Source organism: Kribbella sp. NPDC049584 (genome assembly GCF_040675555.1).
Taxonomy (GTDB): domain Bacteria; phylum Actinomycetota; class Actinomycetes; order Propionibacteriales; family Kribbellaceae; genus Kribbella.
Genome location: NZ_JBFAPF010000015.1, coordinates 12,937 through 36,103 on the forward strand (window position 1 = coordinate 12,937; position 23,167 = coordinate 36,103).

Below are 23,167 nucleotides of genomic sequence, written 5' to 3' on the forward strand. Positions count from 1 at the left end.
GTGTCTAACGTCATTAGACAGCGTAGCCGAGGATGGTGCCGTGACTGGATTCCGACCCGCGTACCCACTGCGGACCGAGCGGCTGGAGCTGCGGCCGCATCGGATGGGCGACCTGGATGATCTTTACGCCTTCCACTCGCGGCCGGAGGTGGTGCGGTACACGCCGTGGCCGGTGCGCGATCGCGAGGAGACGCGGGTCGCGCTGGAGGAGAAGCTCTCGCAAGGCGAGTTGACGGAGCCGGGTCAGTGGCTGGTGCTCGCGATCGAGCTCCTCGAGACCGGGACCGTCATCGGCGAGGTCCTGCTGAAGTGGGCGAGCGAGGTCGACCGGCAGGGCGAGATCGGTTTCGCGCTGCACACGGCGTACCAGGGGAAAGGTCTGGCGGCGGAGGCGGCACGGGAGATGTTGCGGGTCGGGTTCGAGGAGCTCGGCCTGCATCGGATCGTCGCAGTGCTCGACGATCGGAACGTCGCGTCGGCTCGGTTGCTCGAGCGGCTGGGGATGCGCCGGGAGGCGCATTTCATCGACGCGCTCCAGTTCAAGGGCGAATGGGCGAACGAGTACGTCTACGCGTTACTGGAGGACGATTGGCGTGATGCCGATTGACAACGCGATCTACGACCGGCTGGGCAGCGGCTGGTGGGACGAGTCGAATCCACTGAATGCGCTGAACGGCAGCTTCACGCCTGCGCGGTTCGGATATTTCCGCGACGTGCTCGATCGCCTCGGACGTGATCCGGCCGGCCTGCGTGCGGTCGACGTCGGATGCGGCGGCGGCTTCCTGGCCGAGGAGTTCGCGCGCATCGGATGCCGAGTCGTCGGCGTCGATCCGTCGGAGGTTTCGATCACGACGGCGCGGCAGCACGCAACGGCGTACGGACTCACGATCGGGTACGTCGTGAATGCGGGCGAACAGCTTGCGCTGAAGGACGAGAGCGTCGATATCGCCTACTGCTGTGACGTCCTCGAGCATCTCGCGGATCTGGATCGAGTTGTCGCGGAAACCGCCCGGGTTTTGAAGCCTGGCGGGGTCTACCTGTTCGACACGATCAATCGGACGCGGGCGTCGAGGTTGTTCTTCATCAAGCTGCTGCAGGAGTGGCGATTGACGCGGGTCGTCGACTCCGGCGTGCACTCCTGGGCGATGTTCATCAAGCCGCTCGAACTCGAGGAGATCCTGCGGCGGCATGGCCTGCGGTTGGGCGAGATCGTCGGGCTCGGGCCACGAGCCGGTCGGGCGTCACTGGGGTGGAACTTCGTGCGGATGCGACTCGGGCAGCTCTCGTTCGGCGAGGCGAGTCGGCGGATGGACATCGGTCCGGTCCGGCGGATCGACCTGTCCTACCTGGGGTATGCCACCAAGGTCAGCCGGCGATCGGGATCTGGAGAGTCTCACCAGGCGTGATGTCGGCCGGGCTGGACAGTTTGTTGAGGTCGGCGATCTTCTCGACGATCGTCGCCGGGTCCTCGGCGGGGTTGGTGTTCTGGGCGATCGACCACAGCGTCTGGCCGGGCGCCACCTGGACCGGCACCGTGTGCGTGAAGTGCGGACCGGGCTCGAGGACGCCGGTGACCCGGAGGCCCAGGACGACGATCGCCGAGCCGAAGATCAGGACCGACACGGCGGTCAGCAGCATGCGGCCGCGGCGGGTCAGGCGGAGCGCGGACGGCTCGACCTCGGGACGCTGACGGGTCGGCGTGGCATGGCGGCCGAGCGCCTCGCCGGAGCAGGCCCGGACCGGAAGGGAGTCGGTCGCACCGTCGATGCGCGGCCGGCGCCGCGGCGCCGTCACCGGCACGGGCGTCGTCACCGGCGCCACGGCGGGCTCGGGTGAGCGGTGTGGTGCCAGTCGGTTTGCCGCCAGAGCTGCTGTGCTCATCGGATCCTCCAGACCTCGGTCGGTGCGCGTCCTGCGGTGTTGAGTCCTGTCTACCGGCCGCCTCCGACAGTTTCTGGAAAGCGGCCGATCCGACCCGACCGAACACCTGTTCGATCGAACGTCTGTACGAATGATTAACCGACAGGCACCCGTCGCGCAACCACTTCCAACCAGGACACGCCCGCGAAATTCCCTGACGCCGAAGTTGCCCGCGTGCGGCTTATAACCTGACACACGAACAGACGTGCGAACCGACACGCCTTCGAACAGATGTTTGAAGAATCTCAGGATTCGGTCTACGGTCATCACAGTCGAGCAAGCTTCGGCCGGTGGTGTGATCACCGGCCCGACCCGAGGAGCAACCACCGATGGCCAGGACGCCGAGCGGTTCCAGCAAGGACGAGCGCACCGGTGCGGACAAGGCGGACCGGACCGTGACCGAGCTGCCCGACGGGCCGGCCGACGCGACCGGACTGACCCCGCGCCAGCGCCGCGTGCTGGACGTGATCCGCGATTCGGTGGACAGCCGCGGCTACCCGCCCTCGATGCGCGAGATCGGCGAGCGGGTCGGCCTGACCAGCTCCTCCTCGGTGTCACACCAGCTTCGCGTGCTCGAGCAGAAGGGCCTGCTCCGCCGCGATCCCAACCGGCCAAGGGCGATCGAGGTCCGCTACCCGGGTGAGGTCGACGCGGCGGCCCGCCGTTCGGCGCTGGGCTCGGTGCGGCAGACGACGTACGACGAGACCGGCGCGGGCGATGCGCATCCGGACGCGGTCTACGTGCCGGTCGTCGGCCAGATCGCCGCCGGTAATCCGATCCTGGCCGAGCAGGAGATCGAAGAGGTCTTCCCGTTGCCTAAGGCAATGGTCGGCGAGGGCACGCTGTTCATGCTGAAGGTCAAGGGCGAGTCGATGATCGACGCCGCGATCTGCGACGGCGACTGGGTCGTCGTCCGGCAGGAGCAGACCGCGGAGAACGGCGACATCGTGGCCGCGATGATCGACGGCGAGGCGACCGTGAAGACGTTCAAGAAGACCAAGACCGAGATCCTGCTGCTACCGCACAACCCGGCGTTCGAGCCGATCGACGGGAAGGACGCCGTCATTCTCGGAAAGGTCGTAACAGTTCTGCGCCGAGTCTGACATGTCAGACGGCGAGCGAAGTCCGGCGTGTCGTGTCAGCATTGAGCTATGACGACTGTCTATGACTTCAGCGCCACGCGGATCGAAGGCAATGAACAGTCTCTTGCCGATTTCCGCGACCAGGTGCTCCTGGTGGTGAACACGGCGTCGCAGTGTGCCCAGACTCCGCAGTACACGGGTCTTCAGAAGCTCTACCGGACATATCGCCGGCAGGGCTTCTCGGTGCTCGGCTTTCCCTGCGACCAGTTCGGCCACCAGGAGCCCGGCGACGAGAACGAGATCGCGAACTTCTGCTCGACGATCTACCACGTCACGTTCCCGATGTTCGCCAAGATCGATGTCAACGGATCGAGGACGATCCCGTTGTACAACTGGCTGAAACGCGAGCAGGGCGGCCTGCTGGGCGGCCGGATCAAGTGGAACTTCACCAAGTTCCTGGTCGGCCGTGACGGTGGGGTGATCGCGCGTTACTCGCCCACCCACTCGCCGGAGAAGCTGGCCGACAAGATCGAGGCCGCGCTGGCGGTGCCCGCACCGTCGAGGGAAACGAACGACTGACCCTGACCGCGATTCGGGGCCGTGCGCAACTGTTGGCTTGCTGAATTCCTGCGACAGGTGAACAGAAGGCGTCGCAGCACCTCAGAATCTTCTCCGCATTTCGAACAGTTTCTGCTGCCGCCTGCATGTCGCGGCCTCCTGCAAATGCAGCTGCACAGTCAGTCGCGCGCGACGAGAACCGTTTCCGGGTTGATGTCGAGGCGCAATCCACGCCAGACCGGATGCCGGAGCCGCCCGTCGCCGCCCCAGCCGGAGAAGGTGACCTCGGCGACCAGGACAGGGTCGAGCCAGTGCGCCCGCCGCCGGTCGGTCATCGGGATGCCCGACGGGTCGAACGACGGGCGGTCGATCTCCAGACCGGCCAGCTCGGCGCTGAGCATGTCCAAGGTCGCGAAGTCCAGGCCGGATCCGACTTTGCCGATCAGCACGAGCTCGCCGCCGGGTTCGGCGTACGCGCCGCAGTAGAACGAGCCGATCATCCCTTCGCGGTTGCCCTCCCCCGGATGCCACCCCAACAGCACGACATCCCTGGTCTGCACCGGCTTGATCTTGATCCAGTCGGAGCTGCGACGGCCGGGGAGGTATCGCGACTTGCGGCGCTTCGCGACGACGCCTTCGAGTCCTTCCGCGGCCGACCGGTCCAGTGCTTCCGAACCGTCGTGCAGCGCGGGCGGGGTCTCCCAGAACGGGTCGCCGATGTCCAGCGAGTCGAGCAGTCCGCGGCGATCGTCGTACGTTGCCTCTAGCAACCACTCACCGTCGAAGCGGAGCACGTCGAAGAGGCGGACCGAGACCGGCACCTCGGTGATCAGGTGCCGGAGCTGGCGCGGATCGCGCACGTGCATCCGCCGCTGCAGCAGGCCGAACGACGGTGCGCCGTTCTCGTCGAGCGTGACGATCTCACCATCGAGCACGGCGGGCAGGCGCAGGCCCGGCGCTTCGGCGAGACCGAGGAGCTCCGGATACCCGCCGGAGACATCGTGGCTGTTGCGCGACCAGAGCCGGCACACGCCGTCGTCGACCTCGGCGATGACGCGGATGCCGTCCCACTTCAGTTCGTACGACCAGCCCGAACCCGACGGCATTTGCCCCAGCGACGCCATCATCGGCAGCACGGGCGGACCGGCCGGACTCATGTGGACTGCAGTCGTTTCAAGGCGCCAAGCACCTTCTCACGATCGGCGGTCGGCCACATCGGAGGCAAGGAGGCGCGCAGGAACGCGCCGTACCGCTGGGTGACGATGCGGGGGTCGAGGATCGCGACGACACCGCGATCGGTACTGCGGCGGATCAGCCGGCCGGTCCCCTGCGCCAGCAGCAACCCAGCGTGTGTGGCGGCCACGGCCATGAAGCCATTGCCGCCCGCTTCGTCGACCGCGCGTTGACGGGCCGCCATCAGAGGCTCGTCGGGCCGCGGGAACGGGACGCGGTCGATGATCACCAGGTTGCAGGTCGAACCCGGCACGTCGATCCCCTGCCACAGCGAGAGCGTCCCGAACAGCGAGGTCTCAGGATCGTCGACGAACTCACGGGCCAGCTCACCGAGCTGCGCATCGCCCTGACACAGCACCTTGAGGTCGGTGGCCTCGCGGACGGCGGCTGTCGCTGCCTCGGCGGCGCGACGGGACGAGAACAGGCCGAGCGTCCGGCCGCCCGCCGCAGTGATCAGGTCGATGATCTCGTCGAACTGCTTCTTGCCCAGCCCGTCACGGTGCGGCGGCGGCAGGTGCTTCGCGACGTACAGAATCGCCTGCTTCTCGTACTCGAACGGGGAGCCGACGTCGAGGCCGCGCCACGGCAGCGGGGCCGTCTCGTCGTCGGAGTCGATCTCCGGCATCTCGTCGTCGTCAGCGAGCTTGTCCGCGGGCCGGAGACCGACCTGGCGGGCGATCGCGTCGAAGTCACCGCCGAGCGTCAGCGTCGCGGAGGTGAGGATGGCCGTGCGGTCGCGCAGTACCAGCTCGCGCAGCAGCCCGGCCACGGTCAGCGGGGCGATCCGGAGCTCGCGGCCGAAGCGGTCGCGGTCGATCATCCAGACGACGTCGAGATCGCTCAGCGCGGCGACCCGTTCGGCGACGTCGAAGATCTCCTTGACCGCACCCTTGGACTGCCGCTTGGCGCCGTCCGGGTCATCGTCCTTGTCGTCGGACTTCTTGTTCAGGTCGGAGTACATCGCGCGAGCGGCGTCGCGGACCAGGGCCGCGGCCTCGAGGACCGGGCCGTTCGATGCCTCGATCCGCCCCTCGCGGGTGCCGTCGAGGGCCGCGCGGAGGGCGTCGGAGGCGTCGATCAGGTCGTCGGCCTTGTCGTCGTCCACGAACCGGCGGCCCCGCTTGGCGGCGCGCTCGACCATCTGCGGCGACAGCTCGTCACCCGCGGCACCCGTGACCCGGGCGGGCAGCTCGTGCGCCTCGTCGACGATCACGACGTCGTGCTCGGGCAGGACGGTCCGGTTCTCGAAGGCGTCGATCGACAGCAGTGCGTGGTTGGTGATGACGATGTCGGCCTTGCGGGCGTGTTCTTTGGCCTTCTCGGCGAAGCACTCCTCGCCGTACGGGCACTTCTGCGCGCCGAGGCACTCGCGCGCGGCGATCGCCACCTGCTGCCAGGCCTGGTATTGGTGGGAGGGCGCGTGGTCGCGGTCGCCGGCCTCGCCGTCGGCCAGCTGCTGCTCGGCCCAGTCGCGGAGCTCGATGACCTGGCGGCCGACCTCACCGGGCGGCGGCACGTCGACGAGCATCCCGTCGTCGTCCGGCGCGCCCTCGCGGATCCGGTGCAGGCAGGCGTAGTTGTTCCGCCCCTTCTGGATCGCGTACTTCGGTCTGCGCGGGAGGAGCTTCTCGGTCGCGTCGAGGAGCGCCGGGACATCACGATCGACGAGCTGCGACTGCAGCGCGAGCGTGGCGGTGGAGACGACCACGCGGCGGTCCTCGATCGCGTGCAGCAGCGCGGGCACGAGGTACCCGAGGGACTTGCCGGTGCCGGTGCCGGCCTGCACGAGCAGATGCGATCCGTCGTGCATTGCGGTGTCCACGGCTTGCGCCATCTCCACCTGCCCCGGCCGGGTCTGACCGGCGATCCCGGCCACGGCAGCTTCCAGCAGTTCCCGCACATCAACACCCACCGCCACACCCTAGCCCGACGGACCGACAGATTTCCGGTCCGGCGGGCGGGGGTGTGGATAACCCCGCCTGGTACCGCGCCTGGTACCTCGGGTTACACGACGGCGCCGCGGTCTGGTTGGGCGTCGCGGTCGACCTGGGGCCGCTTAGGGCGGGGCGGCGGGGCCGGGTAGCGGCGTTCGAGCTCGAGCAGAAGCGGCGCTGCGGTGAGGTTCGACGAGTAGGTGCCGACCAGGATGCCCAGCAGCAGCGCCAGGGCGAAGTCGGCCAGCGAATCGCCGCCCAGGAACAGCAGTGCGCTGAGGATGAACAGGGTCGAGATACCGGTGTTGATCGTCCGCGGCAGGACGTTGACGATCGCGGTGTCGATGACCTTGCCGAGGTTCTCGGTGGCGCGGGCGTTGCGGGTCTCCCGGATCCGGTCGAACACGACGACCGAGTCGTTCACCGTGTAGCCGATGATCGTCAGGATCGCGGCCAGGAAGATGCCGTCGATCGGCTTCCCGGTCCAGGCGAAGACGCCGACCACCACCGCGACGTTCTGCACGAGCGCGAGCACTGCGCCCGCGCCGAAGGTCCAGCGGAACCGAGCGGCGAGGTAGGCCAACTGGGCCAGCAGGGCGATGCCCAGCGCGATCAGGCCCTTGTTGCGCAGTTCCTCACCGAGCGACGGGCCGATGCTCTCGTTGCGGATCACCTCGGCGCCGCCACCGATCCGCGAGATCGACTCCTTGATCTTCTCGGCTTCGTCATCGCTGATCGTCCCGGTCCGGACGGTGATGTCGTCGGTCCCGGATGCCTGCACGACCGCGGTCGGGTACCCCGCTTCGCCCACCGCGGCACGTGCCTGGTCGGGCGTGACCGGTTGCGTCGTACTGACCTCGATCAGCCGGCCGCCGGTGAACTCGATGCCGAGGTTGAGGCCGCGTACGGCGACGCCGGCAACGCTCACGATGATCGCGACGGCTGTGATCACCAGCCAGCGGCGGCTGTGCTTCATCAACGCCGGCTGCCTCGACTCCAGCCAGGTCCGGACCTTGCCGTGGCCGGCGATTCCGCTCAGGCGCGGGCGCCGCAGTACGAAGCCGCGCGACACCGCGAATTCGGCGAGCACTCGCGTCACGACGAGCGCGGACAGCATCGATGCGAGTACGCCGATCGACAGGGTGACGCCGAACCCGCGGACCGGACCGGCTGCCAGGAAGAAGAGCAGACCAGCCGCGAGCAGCGTGGTGATGTTGGAGTCGGCGATCGCGGACAGGGCGTTCTGGAAGCCGCTGCGGAGCGATCTGCGCAGGCCGTCGGTCCGGCCGGCTATGTAATCCTCGCGGGCACGTTCGAAGACCAGCACGTTGGCGTCGACGGCCATGCCGATCGCCAGCACGAAGCCGGCCAGGCCGGGCAACGTCAGGGTTGCTCCGAGCGCGGTCAGGGCGGCGTACGACATCGCGGCGTACCCCAGGAGGCCGACGACCGCCATCAGTCCGACGAGGCGATAGACCACGACGATGAACAGCGCGGTCAGCGCGAGGCCGATCATCGCGGCGAGGGCGCTGGCCTGGATCGCGTCCTGGCCGAGCGACGGGCCGACCGTCCGCTGGTCGATCACCTGGACCGGGACGGGCAGCGCCCCGCCGGAGATCAGCGCGGCGAGATCCTTTGCCTCTTCCTCGGTGAAGGCGCCCGAGATCGTCGTGCTGCCGCCGGTGATACCGACGTTGCAGAGCTGGTTGCCGCCGTTCGGGTCGACCTGCGGCGAGCTGATGATCTCGTTGTCCAGCACGATCGCGATCAGCCGCGGCGCAGTGTTCACCGGGTTGCACGCGGCCTTGCCAGTGATCGACGACCAGATCTTGCCGCCGTCGCCCTTGAAGTTCATCTCGACGAACCAGCCCTGCGCGACCTGCTGCGGGTCGAGCCGGCCCTCCGCGCCGGACACGAGCTCGCCGGTCATCGCGGGTTTGGCGAGCTTCAGGAAGCCCTGACCGCTCTCGCTGGGCAGATAGAGGTCGCCTGCCGCCGGCTTGGCAGGCTTCTGCGCCACCTGGTCGAGGACCTCATGGAACGTCAGCTGCGCGGTCTTGCCGATCACCTTCGCGGCCTCGCGCGGATCCTGCACGCCAGGCAGCTCGACGATGATCCGGTTCTCGCCCTGGCGGGTCACGTTCGGCTCGCTGACCCCGAGCGCGTCGATCCGCCGGTGCAGCACCTGGGTGGCCTTGTCGGTGGTCTCCTTGGTCGCCTTGACCGTCGGAGAGTCCTTGGCCTCGAGCACGATCTGCGTCCCGCCGCGCAGGTCGAGACCGAGCTGTGGTTTCGCGGTCAGCGTGACGTACGTCGACGCCGCGAGGACCAAGAACGCGAGGAGTGCACGGACAAGGGACGACCGGTTCACCGAAGCCTCCGGAGGTGGGCACCCGCGGTGCGGATGTCGTGACAGAGAGCACCCACGCAAGCGTGGACGCACAGTGTACGAACCCATTCAAGCCGTACGACGAACAAATGCACAAGCGACTGGGTCGCGGGTGCTGGTCCGCTCCCCTGGCCGTCGCCGAGGTTTGCCGGTGCCACCCGTTGCCCACGGCATCCGTTTAATGACCGGGATCCGGTTGGGATCGAATCGTTCGTCCGGCTTTCCAGGACGGCACTAGCGTGAAGATGCGTTGCATAAGGCAACGATATGTTCGATGTGGAAGGCGGATGCTTCATGAGATCGATCGGGCGAATGGTTGCGATGGGTACGGCTGCGGTGGGTGTGATGGCTGTGGTTGCCGGTGGGGCAACGGTGGCGCAGGCGCAGACGCAGAGCATCCACACCGTCACCTGCGCGACCCAGGACGAGTGCATTCAGAAGCACAACGTGTTCCGGCATTACGGGTACGCGGTGTCCGACGTCTGGTACCGGGATCCGAACTCGACCTGTGCGCCGGAGTGGCCCTGCGCTCCGGGCTGGCAGTTCCAGTGGGAGGAATGACCTAGGCGCTGGACCCGGTGCGGGTGGCATCCCCTTTCGGACGTGGGATGCCACCCGCCTCCTATTCGTGTGGGGTGGGGCGGTAGATCAGCTCTTGTGTGTGACCGTCGAGGGTGTTGCTCTCGATCAGTTCGAGGTCGAAGTCGCCGGTGCCGTCGAAGATCCGGTCCTCCGCACTTTGGCCGCGGCTGTTGATCACCGGGAAGATCGTCACCTGGACGCGGTCGACCAGACCGGCTGCGAGCAGCGCCCGGTTCAGCGTCAGGCTGCCGTGTGAGCGCAGCGGCAGGTCGGACTCCTCCTTGAGTCGCGCTATCGCCTCCAGCGGGTCGCCGTTCAGAACAGTCGCATCCGGCCAGTCGAGCGGTCCTTGCAGTGTGTTCGAGACCACCGTCGTCGGCAGGTTCCGCATCCGGGTGACCCATGCGTCGTGCACTTCGGCTCCCGCGGGGCTCGAGGCCAGCATGGCTGCCATCAGCCGATAGGTGCCGGCGCCGAGCACCAGACGCTGCTCCTCGCCGTACTGGGCGAAGCGGTGTTCGAGGAACTCCGGGCCCTGTTTGCCCCAGTAGCCGCCGTACGTGCCGGTCGGGGAACCGTAGCCGTCGAAGCTGGAGAAGATGTCGAAGGTGAAGGTGGCGCTCATGGTGCTCTCCTCGAGTTCAGTGGGCGCCGTTGTCGGCGGCCTCTCACACCTTCCACGAACACATCTCCTCCGATCCGACACTGCGCCCATCTGGTCTTGATGGGCTCTTTGTTGGCGGTCGGAGACGGGTGCACACTCGGACTGGGGTACTTCGTGACGCGGGGTGGGTCGTGGTGGTTGCGCCCGGTACTCCACCGGGGAGGGCGGGATGGACGAGTCACGGGCACTTCGGCGTGCGGGGTGGGCGGGTGCTGCTTCGCTCGTACTGCTCGTTGCTGCGGTGGCGCTGGGCTACCTGGTCGGAGTCGACGACCCAAGCATGTCGGACTCGGACATCCTCGAGAGGCTCAACGACAACGGCCGCCAGACCGCCGCCGGCTTCGCGCCGCCCGTGCTCGCTGCGGGGGTCGCGCTGCTGCTCTGGTTCGCCGCCGGTCTGCGACGGGTGCTGGACCGGCTGTCCGGCGGCGACCCGCTCACGCATGTGATCGTGCCGGCCGCGGCAATGTTCGGCGGGCTGATGATCACCGGTGTCTCACTCGACCTCGGGAGTGCGTTCGCGGCCTGGTCCGCCGAGTTCACCCCCGACCCGAACACCGTCCGCGCCCTCGGCATGGCCGGCCAGATCCTCGCCCTCACCGGCCTAATCGGCTGCGGCGTGATCGTAGCCGTCACAACACGCATCACCCGTCAGGCGGGCGTGCTGCCGACATGGGCGACCTGGGCGTCGTACGCGGTCGTCCTACTGTGCCTGTCCGGCTTCTGGAGCGGGGGGATCGCATCCGTTGCGTTCGGACTGTGGCTAATCGGCGCAGTCGTAGGCGTACTGCGCGCCGCGCGAAATGCTGCACCGACGCCGATCATCCCGACGCAGGCTGGACCTGCGCCCGAGGCGGCCAGCACACCACCAACCGCCACTGACAACTGACGATCCACGATCTGCTGGTCGCCTCGGTTCTTTGTAGACGGCGCGACGAGAGGCAGGACACACCGCGTAGGGGCCTTCTCATCGGCGCCCTGGAGTGAGTAGCGGGCCCATCTACAGCGCACCGTCAATCCGCCATGCCTCGCGACCCAGAATCGCGGGTAGTTCCAATGAGCTTGCGACCCAAGTCTCCGGTGGGAGGAGGTTTGTCGCGCGGTTTGGCCTGGTCCGGCTATGCCGACGGGGACTGGCGCCCGTCGTTGGCCTCGAGGAGTGCCTTGAGGGTGCCGAGGTTGGCTCGCACATCCCGTCTCATGGCGGCTGCGAACAAGGGCTGGAGGACTCGGAACGCTCCTGATGGCTGCAGTGCAATGCGCGAGACGAGCCGCGTGGCATGCTCTCCGGCCGGCTCAACTTCGTATGAGGCCTCGAGTGGCCATCCTCCCGATGTCGCGGTGAAGGCGACGTACCGGTCCGGCTCGAAGTGGGTGTACTCGTTTTCCCCCGACATCCGGCGTCCCATCATCGTGCGCACGAATTCGTGTTTCGTCCCCACCTCGATTGGGCCGACGCCGAGTCTCCGAACAGATGCGAGCCCGCGCTGCCAGCGTGGGGCGTTGGTCTGGTCGCCGACGAATGCGAAGACGTCGGGCGCGGGTCTGTTGATGATGGTGCTTTCTTCAATGTTGATCATCGCTCGCCGCCCATGACTACGACATTCGCTATAGTTGTTCACTAGTGACTTCCACTAGTGAATAACTCGTAAGGTATGTGCCGTGAAGGACGAGGTCAAGGGCGGCTCGACGACATCTCGACGCGAACGCGCACGGCGGACCCGCGAGAAGATCGTGCGAGCCGCCGACGAGGAGTTCCGCGCGGCGGGCTACCAGGGCGCCACCATGGCTGCAATCGCGAGGCGGGCCGGCTTCGCCGAGCAGACCGTCTACTTCGTGTTCCACACGAAGGCCGAGCTACTCAGCAATGTCATCGACGCTGCGGTGCTGGGGACAGAAGACCCCATCGCGCCTCAGGACGCACCGTGGTACCAGGCTATGGAGGCCGAGCCCGACCCCGTCGCCTCCCTTCACATCTTCATGCGTGGGGTCGCGGACGTGCTCGCCAGGGCTGCGCCGCTCAAGGCGATCGTGCGTGCTGCGGCGACCGTCGATCCCGAAGCGCAGCGGGTGCAGGCGAAGCACGAGCGGATGCGCCATCAGGCCTACCGCCAAGTCATTGAGGACCTCGCCACCAAGGGCCGATTGCGAGAGGGCGTCAGCCTCGACAGCGGCACCGACATACTCCTCGTGCTCGGGGGCGACGAGGGCTACCAGGCCTTCCGTGACCGCGGCTGGCCACACGAGGAGTGCATCGAGTACCTCTCGTCGGTGCTGCCCGAATTGCTCCTCGCTCCGCAGCAGTCGAAGTAGTAGGCAAGACTGAATCGGCGCGTCACGCGACTTGTTGATCCTCTCCCGATCCGTCGGCCGCCTGGTCGTCGGGCGCACGGCGATGAGCCGTGGGTGGGTGGGAGCGGGCGGAGCAGGCGCGCTGAGGAACGTAGTGACGAAGAAAGCGGCTGCGCAGCACGCGTAGGGACCAACCACCCCCCAGCCCGACAGTTGGCTCATGCAGCACGCCGCCCCAGCGCCGTCGAGCGCGGGCGGCAGCCCGCAACACCGGCGACAGCCGGAAGGTCCCGGCGGTAGCCGGAAGGATGTACGGCGATGAGCCGGGGGTGGGTGGGAGCGCGCGGAGCAGGCGCGCTGAGGAACGTAGTGACGAAGAAAGCGGCTGCGCAGCACGCGTAGGGACCAACCACCCCCAGCCCGACAGTTGGCTCATGCAGCACGCCGCCCCAGCGCCGTCGAGCGCGGGCGGCAGCCCGCAACACCGGCGACAGCCGGAAAGTCCCGGCGACAGCTGGAAAGTCGCGGCGACAGCTGGAAAGTCGCGGCGACAGCTGGAAAGTCGCGGCGGTAGCCGGAAAGTCGCGGCGGTAGCCGGAAAGTCGCGGCGGTAGCCGAAAGGGATGTACGGCGATCAGCCGGGGGCGGGTGGGAGCGCGCGGAGCAGGTGCGCTGAGGAGCGTAGTGAGGAAGGGAGCGGCTGCGTAGGGCGCGTGGGATTGACCGCGGTTCCCCATCGGCGCGTTGGTCGCGCGGGGGTTAGGTGTCCAGGCCGTGTTCTATTGCGTAGCGGACTAGTTCGGCTCGGTTGTGGAGTTGGAGTTTGCGGAGGGTGTTTTGGACGTGGTTCTCGACGGTGCGGTGGGAGAGGACCAGGCGGGTGGCGATTTGTTTGGCGGTGAGGCCTCGGGCTACCAGGCGCAGGACTTCGGTTTCGCGGTCGGTGAGTTGAGGGACCTCGGGGCCGGTGGCGCCCAGGCGGCGGTATTCGCCCAGCAAGAGCCCGGCCAGCCCGGCGCTGAAGATCGCGTCGCCTTCGGCGGTACGGCGTACTGCCTCGTCGAACTCGTCCAGGGACGCGGACTTCACCAGATACCCGGACGCCCCGTTCTTCACGGCCGCGAGTACGTCGTCCTGCTCGGCGCTGGCCGACAGCACCAACACGCGCGTGTCAGGCAGGGCCGTGGTGATCTCGCGCGTCGCGTCCACGCCTGAGCCGGAGCCCAGCTGCAGATCCATCACCACCACGTCCGGGCGGGTCGCCAGCGCGATCTTCACCGCACTCGCGACGTCCGAGGCGGTCGCGCAGACGTCGTACCCGCGGCTTCCCAGGTCCCGTGCGACGCCCTCGCGCCACATGGGATGGTCGTCCACGATCATGACGCGTGTCATACCTTCAGCTCCCATTCGGTTCCTTCGCCGGGGGCGGTGCGGACGGTGACGGTGCCGCCCAGGTCGGTGATGCGGCCGCGGATCGACTGGCTGACGCCGAGGTGGCCGTCGGCGTGGGCCTGTTCGAGCCGGGCGGGTGTCGTGCCGATTCCGTCGTCGCGGATCGACACCACGACCCCGTCCCCCAGTTCCTCGACGACCACCCAGGAGCGGGCGTCCGGACCGGCGTGCTTGGACACGTTGCTCAGCGCTTCCTTGACCGCGGCAACCAGCTCCCCAGCCGTGGCTGCGGGCAACAGTACTTGCGCGGCCGGTACGACGACATCCACCCGCGTCGTGGCCAGCGGCAACAACAGGCCGCACAGATCGACGCGATCGCCGTCCGCGACGGCCGGCCGCGTCGACATCAGGGTGCGGAGGGCAACTTCCTGCTCGGCGGCCAGTTGGGCAAGTTCGAGCGCGTCGCCGCCGATCGCCATACCGCGGCGCTGGACCTGCGCCAGCACCTGCAGTACGCCGTCATGGATCGAGCGACTGAGCCGCAGCCGCTCGGCGGTCGCGCTCTCTGCAGCGATCGCCGACCGGAGCCGGGCACCGGCGCGGCGCATAGTCGAGGCGGCGTACCCGACGACCAGACCGGCCACCAGGAGCAGTTGGACGTTGCTGAGGATCTTCGACGCGTTGTCGACGCCGCGCAGCGACAGCAGCGCCAGGCTGATCGTCGCCGCGCCCAGCAGCCCACCGTCGCGGCCGCGCGAGATTGCCAGCGCGAGGACGGGCCCGGCCGCCCAGACCGAGGTCAGCACGGAGGCTCCTCCGCGGATGTCGATCAGCGGCTGCGCCCACAGGGTCGCGTACATGCAGCCGACCGTGACGATCAGGTCGGCGAATGCGAGCCGGGTGTTGCGGCGGCCCCAGCGCCGGCTGTAGCCGATCGACGAGATCAGCGTCCAGATTCCCATCACCGCCAGCTGGAGAACCGCACCGGTCGGCCGGACGATGCCGTCCCACCGGGTCCACACGCCGAAGCAGGCGAAACCCCAGGTGATGATGCGGAACACCACCAGCGCACGCCACAGCGGCTGCAGCAGGTCGACGGTCTCGCGTTCCACGCGCCACAGTCTGCCAAGGACCGCGACCGCGGCGCGTGAGCCCTACTACTCAAGACACAGGTACTCAGGGTGCAGGTTTCCCCGCACCTTCACAGGTTTTCCTCAGTTTCTCCTTCAGCTGAGCGGATTATCCCCGTACTCTCGCGCAAAACACGCTCGGGGGAGCTTTGATCACACTGCGTCACCAAGACACGGAGGGGAATCGTGCGCAAGCTACCCGCCGGGCTGTTCAGCCTGGCTCTGGCGGCGACGACCGGGCTCGGCTTGGCCGCCGCCTCGGCAACCAACGCCGCCACACCGCCCAAGCAAGGGTCGGCGCCGATCGCCAGTGAGGCCGCGCCCGCGCCGGACGAGCTGTCCAGCCCGCAGGAGGACAAGCGTCGCGAGCTGCGGCAGGAGGCCCTGACCCAGGTCATCAACGGACAGGCCAAGCCCGAGCAGCGCGACGGCAGCACGGTCGTCAAGCTCGGTACCAAGGCCGCCGGCGCCAAGGGCACCAAGAACGCCAAGGGCAAGGTCGACCAGTACGTCGAGCTCAGCCGGGAGAAGACCGACCGGATCTTCGTCGTCCTCGCGGAGTTCGGCAACGAGCGCCACCCGAACTACCCGGACAAGGACACGGCGCCGTCGGTCCCGGGCCCGGCGCGCTTCGACGGCCCGCTGCACAACCAGATCCCGGCGCCGGACCGCTCGGTCGACAACTCGACCGTCTGGCAGCCCGACTACACCCAGCAGCACTTCCAGGACCTGTACTTCGGCAACGGCAACTCGGTCAAGAAGTACTACGAGAAGCAGTCGTCCGGCCGGTACTCGGTGTCCGGCGAGGTCACCGACTGGGTCAAGGTCAAGTACAACGAGGCGCGGTACGGCCGCTCGAACGGCTACCCGTGCGGCGGGAACGTCTGCAACAACACCTGGAACCTGATCCAGGACGCGGTCAACCAGTGGGTCACCGACCAGGAGGCCAAGGGCCGGACCAAGGCGCAGATCACCGCGGACCTGAAGTCGTTCGACCAGTGGGACCGCTACGACTACGACGGTGACGGCAACTTCAACGAGCCGGACGGCTACATCGACCACTTCCAGATCGTGCACGCCGGCGGCGACCAGGCCGACGGCGACCCGTGGCAGGGCGAGGACGCGATCTGGTCGCACCGCTGGTTCGCCGGCTTCCCGGGCGGCCCGGCGAACAACCCGGGCGGCGGCGCGCAGATCGGCGACACCGGCATGTACGTCGGTGACTACACGATCCAGCCGGAGAACGGCGGCATCAGCGTCTTCGCGCACGAGTACGGCCACGACCTCGGTCTGCCGGACGAGTACGACACGTCCGGCGCAGCGGTCGAGAACGGCGTGAACTGGTGGACGATCATGTCCCAGAGCCGCGTCAGTAAGCCCAGCGACGGCGGCATCGGCGAGCAGGCGGCCGACTTCAACGCGTGGGACAAGCTGCAGCTCGGCTGGCTGGACTACGAGATCGTGAACGCCGGCCAGAACCGGACCGTCGACCTCGGCCCGCACGAGTACAACTCGAAGAAGGCCCAGGGGTTGGTGGTGACGCTGCCGAAGAAGCAGGTCGAGCACCAACTCGTCCAGCCGCCCGTCGGCACCAAGGACTGGTGGAGCGGTGAGGGCAACAACTTCACGCACACGATGAGCCGTCAGGTCACGCTCCCGGCCGGTCAGCCCGCGAGCCTCACGTTCCAGGCCAACTGGGACATCGAGGACTGCGGTCCGGACCCGTGTGACTACGCGTACGTCGACGTCAACGACGGCAGCGGGTTCAAGACGATCAAGGGCAGTATCACGAAGGATGCCGAAGGCAACGGGATCGACGGCAAGAGCAACGGCTGGGTGCCGGCGACCTTCGACCTGTCGGCGTACGCCGGCAAGACGATCACGTTGCAGTTCCGCTACGCCACCGACCCGGCGGCGGGCGGGATCGGGTTCTTCGCCGACGACATCAAGGTGACGTCGGGCTCCACCACGGTGGTGACCTCCGGTGCCGAGACGTCGCCGGACGGCTGGACGCTGAACGGTTTCGCGGCGGTAGGTTCGTCGTTCACCACCCAGCACGACAACTACTACCTGGCGTCGAACATCAACTACGTCGACTACGACAAGAACCTGCAGACCGGCCCGTACAACTTCGGCTGGGCGAGCACGCTGCCCGACAAGGTCGAGCACTTCCCGTACCAGGACGGTCTGCTGATCTGGTACTGGGACACCTCGCAAGAGGACAACAACACCAACGAGCACCCCGGTGAGGGTCTGATCCTGCCGATCGACTCGCACCCGACGCCGATCAACCGTCTCGACGGGCAGCTCTGGCGCCCGCGGGTCGCGGCGTACGACGCTCCGTTCAGCCTGGAGAAGGCCGACTCGTTCAGCCTGCACGTCAACGGACAGGCGAGCTACATCCGTGGCCAGAACGCCGTTCCGGTGTTCAACGACAGCAAGTCGTACTGGACCGCGGACCAGCCAACGAGCAGCGTCAAGGTCCCGAACAATGGGGTCAACATCAAGGTCGTTTCCAAGACCGGCACCTCGATGAGGGTCCAGGTCTCGAAGCGTAAGTGAGCAAAGAACAGCCCCCGATGTCACTGACCTCGGGGGCTGTTTCTTTGTCTCAGGCCGTCTGGTACGGCGTCAGGTCACCGGCCAGCGCCGGGTGGACCCGGGCCGTGACCCTCGTGCCGTCAGCGGTGTGCTCGAGCTGCTCGACCGAGCCCTCGGAGTGGATCCGGGAGACCAGGTCACCGCGGTCGTACGGCAGCAGGACGTCGAGCGCCACGTGCGGCTGCGGCAGCCCGCCTTCGATCAGCTCGCGGAGCTTGTCGATGCCCTCACCGGTGCGGGCCGACACCACGATGGCGTGCGGCTCACGGTGCAGGATCGGCGCCAGCGCCATCGGGTCGGCCAGGTCGGCCTTGTTGATGACGATGATCTCCGGCACGTCGATCGCGTTGATCTCGGCCAGTACTTCGCGCACGGCCTGGATCTGCGCCAGCGGGTCAGGGTGCGAACCGTCGACGACGTGCAGCAGCAGGTCCGCGTCCGCGACCTCCTCCAGCGTCGAGCGGAATGCCTCGACGATGTCGTGCGGCAGGTGCCGGACGAACCCGACCGTGTCGGTCAGCGTGTACACGCGCCCGTCCGAGGCCGTCGTACGACGAGTGGTCGGATCCAGCGTCGCGAACAGCGCGTCCTCGACCAGCACGCCCGCGCCGGTGATCTTGTTCAGCAGCGAGGACTTGCCGGCGTTGGTGTACCCGGCGATCGCGACCGACGGGACCAGGTTGCGGCGACGCTCCTGGCGCAGGGTCGAACGCTTGCCCTTGAGGCTCTTCAGCTCGCGGCGCAGCTTGGCGATCTTGGTGTTGATCCGGCGCCGGTCGGTCTCGATCTTGGTCTCACCGGGACCACGACCACCGATACCGCCACCGGCCGCACCGACGCGTCCACCGGCCTGGCGGGACAGGTTGCCACCCCAACCACGCAGGCGCTGCTTCATGTACTGCAGCTGCGCCAGCTCGACCTGGGCCTTGCCTTCCTTGCTCTTCGCGTGCTGCGCGAAGATGTCCAGGATCAGCGCGGTCCGGTCGACGACCTTGACCTTGAGCTTGTCCTCCAGGTTGCGCAGCTGCGCGGGAGCCAGCTCACCGTCGGCGATCACCGTGTCCGCGCCGAGCGACGCGACCAGGCTGCGCAGGTCGGACACCTTGCCGGAGCCGATGAACGTCGCGGGATCCGGCTTCTTCCGCCGCTGGATCACGCCGTCGAGCACCTCGGAACCGGCGGTCTCGGCGAGCAGCTTCAGCTCGGCCAGCGAGTTCTCCGCGTCCTCGGCGCTGCCCTCGGTCCAGACGCCGACCAGCAGCACCCGCTCGAGCAGCAGCTTGCGGTACTCGACCTCGCTGATGTCGGTCAGCTCGGTGGACATCCCGACCACGCGGCGAAGCGCTTGGCGCTCCTCCAGGTCGAGGCCCTCGGTGCTCAGCTCGTGGTCATACTCATCGTGACCCGTCAACGAATCGCCGGAGTCCTCGCCCTGAGTCAGGTCAAGTTCGACGTCGGTGGTCTCGTCGTATGCATGTGAATGGGTCGTCATATACCTTCCATGGTGGCACGGGCCTCCAGTACAGGCGACCCGTTTAACCACGTCAACGCCCCACGCGGCATCGGGATTCCCGGTCTAGGCAGGTAGCCAGGCCCGGTCGAACTCCCCGCGAGCATGCAAAACCGCAGGTCCCGTGAGCTCCAGGTGGTTGTCCGTACGCCACGTGACGCTCACTTCACCGCCTGGTACGCCGACGCGGTACGTCACCGGCAGCTCGTCACGCGCCTGTCGCGCCGCCGCCACGGTCACCGCGCAGGTGCCGGTGCCGCAGGACCGGGTCTCCCCCGACCCACGCTCGTGGACCCGCATCTGTACGTCGTGCGAACCCCGGCGTACGACGAACTCGACGTTGACGCCGTGAGGGAAAGCGCTTGTGGGCGACCAGGTCGGCTGGTCGCACAGATTCCCCGGCTCGCTCAGGTTGTCGACGAACGCGACCGCGTGCGGATTGCCCATGTCGACGTGGACCGCGGGCCACTGGTGACCGTTGGACTCGACCACGATTCCGGCCGGACCGGGCAGCGTCGGCTCGCCCATGTCGACGGTGAGGGTGCCGTCGTCGTTCTGGGAGACCTCCTTGATACCGGCGCGGGTGCCGACGCGGACGGGCTTGTCGTCGATCAGCCCGGCGTCCGCGAGGTACTTCACGAAGACGCGGACGCCGTTCCCGCACATCTCCGCGATCGAACCGTCCGCATTCCGGTAGTCCATGAACCAGTCGCCACCGTCCTCGACGTACGACTGCTTGTCGCCCTGGATCACCCGCAGCACGCCGTCGGCGCCAAGACCCGCGTGGCGGTCGCAGAGGAACCGCACCAAACCGGTGTCCAACTCACCGTGGAGCGATCCATCGGGATCGGGGAGGATCACGAAGTCGTTCTCCGTACCATGACCCTTCAACCAGGGAAACGTGCTCATGAAGGAGATCGTACGGTGCAACTCGCCTACTTCTGGGAGCAGGAGGACGCCGAGGCCGTCGCCGAGCTACTCGGCGGTGAGGTACGGCGTGGGCGCTTTCACGGGGAGGACGACGACGAAGATCACCCGTGGGTCGTCGTGCTGACGGCCGGTGAGGACGTCGAGCGGGTGGTGGCCGAGCATGACGGATGGCTCGAGACGGAGACGCCTGAGACAGGTGGGGTCCCCGCACCGCTCCCCCAGGAACCCAAACGCTTCAAGTAAGCACGCGGCCGGGCCGCCGGCCGGTGGGTTCAGCGTTGATCAGGACCGGTTGCCCTCCCACCAGGACGTGTTCTACGCCGACCGAAAGTTGCCAGGGAGCGGCGTACGTCGACTTGTCGGCGATCGTGGCCGGGTTGAGGACTACGAGGTCGGCTATGGCGCCAGGGGTGATCGTGCCGCGGTTGGCCAGGCCCAGGCGGGAAGCGGGGAGGGAGGTCATCCGGCGGATGGCCTCCGCGAGGGACATGATGCGGAGGTCGCGGCTGTAGTGGCCCAGGACTCGGGGGAAGGTGCCGAAGTTGCGCGGGTGGGGGTGGCCGGGGCCGGTGGCGTCCATGATCCAGCCGTCGCTGGCGATTGCAGTGCGGGGATGCTCCAGGACGGTGATGACGTCGTCCTCGCTCATTGCGTGGTTGACGACGCTGACGGCGGCCTGGTGGTTCTCGAGGATGCGGAGGACGATCTCGGCGGCGTCTACCTCGTCGCGCCGGGCGATCTCGGTGAGGCTCAGGCCGCGGCTGTCCTCGTAGGGCCCGGGTGGCAGCGAGGCGATGACGACCGAGTCCGGCGACAGGACGCTGTCGGAGCGAAGAGCTTCGGCGATCCGCTTGCGTTCGGCTGGATCCGCCAAGCGGTCGAGGAGGGCACCGTCGGCCAAGGCCCAGGTGGGCAGGCGGGTGGTGAGCGTGGTGCTGGTCGCGGTGTACGGGTAGGCGTCCCAGCCGACATCGAGATCATCGGCCTGTTCGAGGCGTTCGAGCGCCGTGGCGACCAGACCGTGGTTCGCCTTGCCGACGGCCTTCAAATGCGAGACCTCGAGGCGAGCGCCGCCGGCGCGGGCGGCTGAGATCGCCTCGTCCAGTGCAGCGAGCAGGCCGGCGCCCTCGTTGCGGATGTGGGTCGAGTAGAGCAGGCCGCATTCGGCGGCGGTGGCGACGAGCGCGGCCACCTCCTCCGGCGACGCGTACGCACCCGGCGCGTAGATCAGCCCGGTGGAGAAACCGACCGCACCCTGGTCCGCAGCGGCCCGGAGCAGCTCCTGCATCTGCCGGAGCTCGTCCGGCGAGGGTGCCCGCCGCGCGTTCCCCATCACCGCGATCCGCAGCGTGCAGTGACCGACCTGAAGAGCCAGGTTCACCGCGGACTCCAACGTTGCACCGAAGCCGGCGAGATCGTTCCACGACCAGTCGTGCTCCGGCCCGAGGAACGCCGTACCCGCGCGCAGGGTTTCGAGGTCGGTGATCGGGAACGGCGACCAGCCGCAATTGCCCGCGACCAGCGTCGTCACCCCCTGCGCGAGCTGGGACTCGGCGGCCGGACTTGTACGCAGACTGAAATCCGCATGTGAGTGAAGATCGATGAATCCCGGTGCAACAATGTTGCCTGTGGCATCGATGACCTCTGCCCCGGACGGCGTCGCACCGGGTGGCAGCACCGCGGTGATGCGCTCGCCGTCGATCAGCACGGTGCCGGGCACGGGCTCCGCGCCGGTGCCGTCGGCAACCAGGCCGCCGGTCACCACGACCCGCCCCGTGATGGGCCCCGTCATCCGCCCTGTCATCCGCACTGGGTCAGTCCTGTTCTGGCTCGAGGGCGAGCTCGGCGACGGTGTTCGCCTCGATCAGCGCACGGTCCACGGCGTGGCCGAGACCGGTTCCGCCAGGCACCTGTACGACGCCGTCGACCGCGACGACGGCGGGTTCGACGACGTCCCGGGCGTAGTACTTCTCCGAGGCGGACACATCCGATGGGAGGGTGAATCCAGCGAGACTGGAGAGTGCGACGTTCGCGAGCCGGCCGATGCCGAACTCGTGCATGCCGCCGCACCAGACCGGGATGCCGGCGGCCTGCGCCCGGTCGTGCGCTTCACGCGCTGGGGTCAGCCCGCCCATCCGCGACACCTTGATGTTGAGGACCTGCAACGCTTCTAGCTGGAGCGCCGTCCGCAGGTCGTCGACCGTCTCGATGCTCTCGTCGAGGCAGACCGGCGTCTCGATCGTGCGCTGCAGCCGCGCATGGGTCAGCAGGTCGCGAGGTGCGAACGGCTGCTCGATCATCGTCAGGCCGAACCCGTCCAGCGCTTGCAAGAGCTTGAGATCGTCCGCGGTATAGATGCCGTTGGCATCCACATGCAGATCGAGGTCGGGGTACGCCGTACGCACCGCCCGCACCGGCTCGACGTCCCAGCCGGGGGCGATCTTCAGCTTGACCCTGGGATAACCGGCGGCCAACTGGGCGGCGACCTGGGTGAGCAGGTCGTCGATCGTCGGCTCGATTCCCAGCGATACCCCCGCGACCACCTCGGTCCGGGTGCCGCCCAGAGCTGTTGCCAAAGGCATTGACCGGGCCTCGGCGAACAGCACCCAGGCCGCGGTGTCCACGCCGGCCTTCGCGAAGTTGTTGCCCCGGACCTTCGACCAGACCGCGGCCAGCTCGTCAGGGTGCGTCCACGGGCGGCCGAGGATGGCAGGCACAAGGTAGCGCGAGGCGATGTGCCAGCAGGACTCGACGGTCTCCGGGGCGTAGTACGGGTCGGAGGACGACGCGATCTCGCCCCAGCCGATCGCGCCGGACGCGTCCTCCAGCTCGACCAGGATGTGGTCGAGGAACGCCTTACGGTGTGAGCTGGTCTGGAACTCGTGCACCAACGGCATCCGCACCCGGTGCAACCGTGCCGCCACGATCTTCAATTCAGGTGACATCTCAG

21 protein-coding genes are annotated in these 23,167 nt (G+C 67.7%); 9 read left to right on the forward strand and 12 right to left on the reverse strand.

Going from position 1 to position 23,167, the window contains the following annotated elements; genetic code table 11:
- Positions 1-40: 40 nt before the first annotated feature.
- On the forward strand, positions 41-607 hold the full coding sequence (locus AB0J62_RS36970; RefSeq protein WP_363881596.1) for a GNAT family N-acetyltransferase: 567 nt from the start codon (positions 41-43) through the stop codon (positions 605-607).
- Entirely contained in the window at positions 597-1,406 is an 810-nt protein-coding gene (ubiG, locus tag AB0J62_RS36975; protein WP_363881599.1) for a bifunctional 2-polyprenyl-6-hydroxyphenol methylase/3-demethylubiquinol 3-O-methyltransferase UbiG, read from the forward strand. Before AB0J62_RS36970 ends, ubiG begins: the two co-directional genes overlap by 11 nt.
- On the opposite strand, the gene AB0J62_RS36980 is transcribed toward ubiG, so the two are convergent.
- Positions 1,366-1,881, reverse strand: a complete 516-nt coding sequence (locus tag AB0J62_RS36980) for a LysM peptidoglycan-binding domain-containing protein (RefSeq protein ID WP_363881601.1) — start codon at positions 1,879-1,881, stop codon at positions 1,366-1,368. The genes ubiG and AB0J62_RS36980 overlap by 41 nt on opposite strands.
- Positions 1,882-2,249: 368 nt before the next feature.
- On the opposite strand from AB0J62_RS36980, the gene lexA reads away from it, so the two are divergent.
- Both lexA and AB0J62_RS36990 read left to right on the forward strand, forming a co-directional pair.
- On the forward strand, positions 2,250-3,023 hold the full coding sequence (lexA, locus tag AB0J62_RS36985; protein WP_363881603.1) for a transcriptional repressor LexA: 774 nt from the start codon (positions 2,250-2,252) through the stop codon (positions 3,021-3,023).
- 48 nt (positions 3,024-3,071) lie between these two features.
- Entirely contained in the window at positions 3,072-3,581 is a 510-nt protein-coding gene (locus AB0J62_RS36990) for a glutathione peroxidase (RefSeq protein WP_363881606.1), read from the forward strand.
- A gap of 158 nt (positions 3,582-3,739) precedes the next feature.
- Here the strand turns inward: AB0J62_RS36990 and ligD are convergent, their stop codons facing one another.
- The 3 genes from ligD to secD all read right to left on the reverse strand — a co-directional run bounded on the left by ligD (position 3,740) and on the right by secD (position 9,098).
- Positions 3,740-4,717, reverse strand: a complete 978-nt coding sequence (ligD, locus tag AB0J62_RS36995) for a non-homologous end-joining DNA ligase (RefSeq protein WP_363881608.1) — start codon at positions 4,715-4,717, stop codon at positions 3,740-3,742.
- The gene (locus AB0J62_RS37000; protein WP_363881610.1) at positions 4,714-6,711 is read right to left on the reverse strand and encodes an ATP-dependent DNA helicase; all 1,998 of its coding nucleotides are present in this window, start codon (positions 6,709-6,711) and stop codon (positions 4,714-4,716) included. The genes ligD and AB0J62_RS37000 overlap by 4 nt, the downstream gene beginning before the upstream one ends.
- Positions 6,712-6,797: 86 nt before the next feature.
- Entirely contained in the window at positions 6,798-9,098 is a 2,301-nt protein-coding gene (secD, locus tag AB0J62_RS37005) for a protein translocase subunit SecD (RefSeq protein ID WP_363881612.1), read from the reverse strand.
- A 312-nt stretch (positions 9,099-9,410) separates the two neighbouring features.
- Between secD and AB0J62_RS37010 the strand changes: the two genes are divergently transcribed.
- On the forward strand, positions 9,411-9,677 hold the full coding sequence (locus AB0J62_RS37010; protein WP_363881614.1) for a hypothetical protein: 267 nt from the start codon (positions 9,411-9,413) through the stop codon (positions 9,675-9,677).
- Between the two features lie 61 nt (positions 9,678-9,738).
- Here AB0J62_RS37010 and AB0J62_RS37015 read toward each other — a convergent pair whose 3' ends face one another.
- On the reverse strand, positions 9,739-10,323 hold the full coding sequence (locus AB0J62_RS37015; protein ID WP_363881616.1) for a dihydrofolate reductase family protein: 585 nt from the start codon (positions 10,321-10,323) through the stop codon (positions 9,739-9,741).
- Between the two features lie 208 nt (positions 10,324-10,531).
- Here AB0J62_RS37015 and AB0J62_RS37020 point away from each other — a divergent pair, with 208 nt between their 5' ends.
- Positions 10,532-11,251: a hypothetical protein gene (locus AB0J62_RS37020; RefSeq protein ID WP_363881618.1), complete on the forward strand. Its 720-nt coding sequence runs from the start codon at positions 10,532-10,534 to the stop codon at positions 11,249-11,251.
- Positions 11,252-11,480: 229 nt separating this feature from the next.
- On the opposite strand, the gene AB0J62_RS37025 is transcribed toward AB0J62_RS37020, so the two are convergent.
- Positions 11,481-11,942 carry an SRPBCC family protein gene (locus AB0J62_RS37025; protein WP_363881620.1) on the reverse strand — a complete coding sequence of 154 codons (462 nt, stop codon included), beginning with the start codon at positions 11,940-11,942 and terminating at the stop codon, positions 11,481-11,483.
- A gap of 82 nt (positions 11,943-12,024) precedes the next feature.
- Between AB0J62_RS37025 and AB0J62_RS37030 the strand changes: the two genes are divergently transcribed.
- Positions 12,025-12,675 carry a helix-turn-helix domain-containing protein gene (locus AB0J62_RS37030; RefSeq protein WP_363881622.1) on the forward strand — a complete coding sequence of 217 codons (651 nt, stop codon included), beginning with the start codon at positions 12,025-12,027 and terminating at the stop codon, positions 12,673-12,675.
- A 738-nt stretch (positions 12,676-13,413) separates the two neighbouring features.
- Here AB0J62_RS37030 and AB0J62_RS37035 read toward each other — a convergent pair.
- Together AB0J62_RS37035 and AB0J62_RS37040 are read right to left on the reverse strand one after the other, a co-directional pair.
- Positions 13,414-14,046 carry a response regulator transcription factor gene (locus tag AB0J62_RS37035; RefSeq protein ID WP_363881624.1) on the reverse strand — a complete coding sequence of 211 codons (633 nt, stop codon included), beginning with the start codon at positions 14,044-14,046 and terminating at the stop codon, positions 13,414-13,416.
- On the reverse strand, positions 14,043-15,158 hold the full coding sequence (locus AB0J62_RS37040; protein WP_363881626.1) for a DUF5931 domain-containing protein: 1,116 nt from the start codon (positions 15,156-15,158) through the stop codon (positions 14,043-14,045). The genes AB0J62_RS37035 and AB0J62_RS37040 overlap by 4 nt, the downstream gene beginning before the upstream one ends.
- 204 nt (positions 15,159-15,362) lie before the next feature.
- Here AB0J62_RS37040 and AB0J62_RS37045 point away from each other — a divergent pair, with 204 nt between their 5' ends.
- Entirely contained in the window at positions 15,363-17,738 is a 2,376-nt protein-coding gene (locus AB0J62_RS37045; RefSeq protein WP_363881629.1) for an immune inhibitor A domain-containing protein, read from the forward strand.
- Positions 17,739-17,787: 49 nt separating this feature from the next.
- Here AB0J62_RS37045 and hflX read toward each other — a convergent pair whose 3' ends face one another.
- On the reverse strand, positions 17,788-19,269 hold the full coding sequence (gene hflX / locus AB0J62_RS37050) for a GTPase HflX (protein WP_363881631.1): 1,482 nt from the start codon (positions 19,267-19,269) through the stop codon (positions 17,788-17,790).
- A gap of 84 nt (positions 19,270-19,353) precedes the next feature.
- Positions 19,354-20,196: a diaminopimelate epimerase gene (gene dapF / locus AB0J62_RS37055; protein WP_363881633.1), complete on the reverse strand. Its 843-nt coding sequence runs from the start codon at positions 20,194-20,196 to the stop codon at positions 19,354-19,356.
- A 15-nt stretch (positions 20,197-20,211) separates the two neighbouring features.
- Here dapF and AB0J62_RS37060 point away from each other — a divergent pair, with 15 nt between their 5' ends.
- Positions 20,212-20,460, forward strand: a complete 249-nt coding sequence (locus tag AB0J62_RS37060) for a hypothetical protein (RefSeq protein ID WP_363881635.1) — start codon at positions 20,212-20,214, stop codon at positions 20,458-20,460.
- Here AB0J62_RS37060 and AB0J62_RS37065 read toward each other — a convergent pair.
- The gene (locus AB0J62_RS37065) at positions 20,453-22,009 is read right to left on the reverse strand and encodes a D-aminoacylase (RefSeq protein ID WP_363881637.1); all 1,557 of its coding nucleotides are present in this window, start codon (positions 22,007-22,009) and stop codon (positions 20,453-20,455) included. The genes AB0J62_RS37060 and AB0J62_RS37065 overlap by 8 nt on opposite strands.
- 22 nt (positions 22,010-22,031) lie before the next feature.
- On the reverse strand, positions 22,032-23,162 hold the full coding sequence (menC, locus tag AB0J62_RS37070) for an o-succinylbenzoate synthase (protein ID WP_363881639.1): 1,131 nt from the start codon (positions 23,160-23,162) through the stop codon (positions 22,032-22,034).
- Between the last annotated feature and the right edge of the window lie 5 nt (positions 23,163-23,167).

What these genes read in the sequence shown, in the direction of transcription:
- ubiG (WP_363881599.1), top strand. Translation starts at nt 597, where the DNA reads ATGCCGATTGACAACGCGATCTACGACCGGCTGGGCAGCGGCTGGTGG.
- AB0J62_RS36980 (WP_363881601.1), bottom strand. Translation starts at nt 1,881, where the DNA reads ATGAGCACAGCAGCTCTGGCGGCAAACCGACTGGCACCACACCGCTCA.
- lexA (WP_363881603.1), top strand. Translation starts at nt 2,250, where the DNA reads ATGGCCAGGACGCCGAGCGGTTCCAGCAAGGACGAGCGCACCGGTGCG.
- AB0J62_RS36990 (WP_363881606.1), top strand. Translation starts at nt 3,072, where the DNA reads ATGACGACTGTCTATGACTTCAGCGCCACGCGGATCGAAGGCAATGAA.
- ligD (WP_363881608.1), bottom strand. Translation starts at nt 4,717, where the DNA reads ATGAGTCCGGCCGGTCCGCCCGTGCTGCCGATGATGGCGTCGCTGGGG.
- AB0J62_RS37010 (WP_363881614.1), top strand. Translation starts at nt 9,411, where the DNA reads ATGAGATCGATCGGGCGAATGGTTGCGATGGGTACGGCTGCGGTGGGT.
- AB0J62_RS37015 (WP_363881616.1), bottom strand. Translation starts at nt 10,323, where the DNA reads ATGAGCGCCACCTTCACCTTCGACATCTTCTCCAGCTTCGACGGCTAC.
- AB0J62_RS37020 (WP_363881618.1), top strand. Translation starts at nt 10,532, where the DNA reads ATGGACGAGTCACGGGCACTTCGGCGTGCGGGGTGGGCGGGTGCTGCT.
- AB0J62_RS37025 (WP_363881620.1), bottom strand. Translation starts at nt 11,942, where the DNA reads ATGATCAACATTGAAGAAAGCACCATCATCAACAGACCCGCGCCCGAC.
- AB0J62_RS37035 (WP_363881624.1), bottom strand. Translation starts at nt 14,046, where the DNA reads ATGACACGCGTCATGATCGTGGACGACCATCCCATGTGGCGCGAGGGC.
- hflX (WP_363881631.1), bottom strand. Translation starts at nt 19,269, where the DNA reads ATGACGACCCATTCACATGCATACGACGAGACCACCGACGTCGAACTT.
- dapF (WP_363881633.1), bottom strand. Translation starts at nt 20,196, where the DNA reads ATGAGCACGTTTCCCTGGTTGAAGGGTCATGGTACGGAGAACGACTTC.
- AB0J62_RS37065 (WP_363881637.1), bottom strand. Translation starts at nt 22,009, where the DNA reads ATGACGGGGCCCATCACGGGGCGGGTCGTGGTGACCGGCGGCCTGGTT.
- menC (WP_363881639.1), bottom strand. Translation starts at nt 23,162, where the DNA reads ATGTCACCTGAATTGAAGATCGTGGCGGCACGGTTGCACCGGGTGCGG.